1 protein-coding gene is annotated in these 1,317 nt (G+C 45.8%); it reads left to right on the top strand.

The window, feature by feature from the left end:
• Window positions 1-284 precede the first annotated feature (284 nt).
• Window positions 285-1,055 carry a COG4705 family protein gene (locus tag BLW97_RS18500; RefSeq protein ID WP_075324204.1) on the top strand — a complete coding sequence of 257 codons (771 nt, stop codon included), beginning with the start codon at window positions 285-287 and terminating at the stop codon, window positions 1,053-1,055.
• The last annotated feature ends 262 nt before the right edge of the window (window positions 1,056-1,317 follow it).

Below are 1,317 nucleotides of genomic sequence, written 5' to 3'. Positions count from 1 at the left end.
GGAAGTCCATCTCATCCATTCATTCTGGAACAGAACCTGGTACGAATTATTTAATTGCTTTAATCGGTGCATCACTTTGGTATAAAATCTCTATTCCAGATTAATAGCTTCTGGGTATTCCAGCCTGTAGTGACATTGTGAATACCCTTTCGTCCTTATTTCCAGGCTTTTCGCTTTGATCTAAGGATGGGCGTTAATCCTATCAAGAACTTTTGACATACTGGGTAGACAAGCTGATTTATCACCTTGCTACCAGTTTCATGAGAGAGAAATAAGGAACATCAATGAACACAGCCATCTTCAACCGCACTTCCGGAAATGCACCACTCCTGAAGGTACCTAAAATTACCGCTTATTTTTGGATGGCGAAACTCCTGACCACTGCCATGGGAGAGGCCACGTCAGATTTTCTCGTTTTTCACACGAACCCCTATCTGGCTGTTATTGGTTGCGGGTTATTATTCCTGATTGCTCTCTGGTTGCAGATGCGTAGCAATCAATATAAGGCACACTATTACTGGTTTGCTGTTATCATGGTAAGTATTTTCGGGACACAAATAGCCGACGTTACCCATGTCGTACTGGGTGTCCCCTATGATATCTCGACATCCGTTTTTCTGATGGCATTGATCGGGATTCTGGGAATCTGGAAGCTCAAAGAAAAGACGCTTTCCATACACAGTGTGCATATACCTCGGCGCGAGGCTTTTTATTGGGCAACCATTGTAGCCACCTTTGCGTTGGGCACCGCCGCTGGTGACATGACTGCATCGAGCCTGGATTTAGGCTACCTTGAATCGGGGATCTTGTTTGTCATAATGTTTGGCATTCCCGTGATTGCATATTTCATGTTCGATCTTAATGAAATAGCTGCCTTCTGGATTGCCTATATTTTGACCAGACCATTGGGAGCCTCTTTCGCAGATTGGACAGACAAACCCATTCAGTTCGGTGGCCTTGGTCTGGGTACGGGTCCGGTGAGCATATCGCTAACACTGGTCATTCTGATGCTGCTCACCTACTTGATAATTTACAGAGTGGACGATCCCAACTGAAATTTAGGCAATTGGTCCATCTACAGATTTTTCAGGATGGCGATATAGCTGGGGTCCGACCGTAAGGTTCACTATCCGGGATGGTTCAAAAGAGAAGGATGCGGACACCGGCAAAAATTCACGCTGTTGCATCCAAAACAGCCTGAAATATTGAGTCCGCATTCCTGCGTCTCATGAGGACATCATTCCCCGCATCATCGCAGGCATGCCTTCTTTGACAAAGCGCGTAATTTCACGCGCGTGGGCATGAATCACCTGGATC

The organism is Acidithiobacillus albertensis, from assembly GCF_001931655.1.
GTDB lineage: Bacteria > Pseudomonadota > Gammaproteobacteria > Acidithiobacillales > Acidithiobacillaceae > Acidithiobacillus > Acidithiobacillus thiooxidans.
The sequence above is the reverse complement of the archived record's forward strand: the minus strand, read 5'-3'. Positions and strand labels throughout refer to the sequence as shown.